The organism is Maribellus maritimus, assembly GCF_022267315.1.
GTDB classification, from domain to species: domain Bacteria; phylum Bacteroidota; class Bacteroidia; order Bacteroidales; family Prolixibacteraceae; genus Draconibacterium; species Draconibacterium maritimum.
In genome coordinates this window covers 1-1,314 of the sequence record NZ_JAIKLE010000134.1, presented here as the reverse complement: position 1 = coordinate 1,314, position 1,314 = coordinate 1, and the positions used below count along the sequence as shown (strand labels likewise).

Sequence of the window (1,314 nt, the reverse complement as noted above, 5' to 3'; positions counted from 1 at the left end):
GGTACGATAAAGGGACATCCGTTACAAAGTTAAAGGGACATAGTTTACACTTTTCAAAGTTTGTAATTTGACATAAAAATCAGATTGCCATGCCTTGGAAAGAAAAAACTATTATGGAAGAAAAAGTAGAATTTATTTGTGAATGGAACTCTGGAAAATATACTATCACAGAGTTATGTAACGGATTCGGAATATCCCGGACAACTGCGTACAGGATGATTCAGCGCTATGAAAAATTTGGTATTGAAGGCCTCCGTATGAAGGATAAAGCACCTATAAACCACCCCAACCGGACAAACAAAGAAATAGAAAAAAGAATTCTATGTTTAAAGGATAAACATCAACGTTGGGGAGCTAAAAAATTAAGGATATTGTTGTTTAACGACTTTCCTGAAAACCAAATCCCCTCGGTGGTTACGGTTCACAACATTTTATCACGAAACGGACTGGTATGCCCCCAAAAACGCTTGCGTAGGGTAAAACCCCTGTACCCGATATTTGACCCAAAAGACTGCAACGAAGTTTGGAGTGCCGATTACAAGGGCAGATTTTTAATGGGCAACAAAAAATACTGTCACCCCTTAACTATTGCCGACTCTAAAAGCCGGTTCCTGTTTACTGCAAAAGCTCATCACAAAGAAAATTACAAATCCGTAAAAGAAGAGTTTACAAGGGTGTTCAGAAAGTTCGGACTGCCAAAACAGGTACATACCGACAACGGCATCCCCTTTGGCTCCGTATCCGCCATCCAGCGCTTTACCACATTGTCGTACTGGTTTATCGACCTGGGAATACTCCCCGTGTTTTCAGACCCCGCCCACCCCGAACAGAACGGAAGGCACGAACGCATGCACAGAGACCTGAAAGCAGCCTGTGCAGCCCCTTCAGCATTCGATTTACGTTCTCAACAAAGGAAATTGAACTATTTTGTAAAAGAATATAACTCAATAAGGCCACATGAAGCTCTGGATATGAAAACCCCTGCTCAGGCCCACCAATTCTCAAACAAGCCTTTCCCTGAGAAAATTAAACCATATATCTATCCTGCACACATGAAAACAATGAATGTTTCAAAAAGCGGGGCAATGCGCTGGAAAGCTTATTACTGGGTGTATATGTCAAGTGGATTGATAGGCAGACAAGTAGCTGCTGAAGAAATTGGAAACGGGGTTTGGAAAGTATTTTACCGTAATGTATTTTTAGGTTACTTTAATGAAAAAGATATTCGTGTTAAACAAAATATTACAAGGCTGAGTACGAATTTAGTGTAACTTATGTGACTTTAACTTTGTTAACCATCTGCCTTAACGAACA

At 40.3% G+C, this 1,314-nt stretch carries 1 protein-coding gene; it reads left to right on the top strand.

Annotated elements, in window-relative coordinates:
* Positions 1 to 89: 89 nt before the first annotated feature.
* Positions 90 to 1,271 carry an integrase core domain-containing protein gene (locus tag K5G00_RS29340; protein WP_238770180.1) on the top strand — a complete coding sequence of 394 codons (1,182 nt, stop codon included), beginning with the start codon at positions 90 to 92 and terminating at the stop codon, positions 1,269 to 1,271.
* The last annotated feature ends 43 nt before the right edge of the window (positions 1,272 to 1,314 follow it).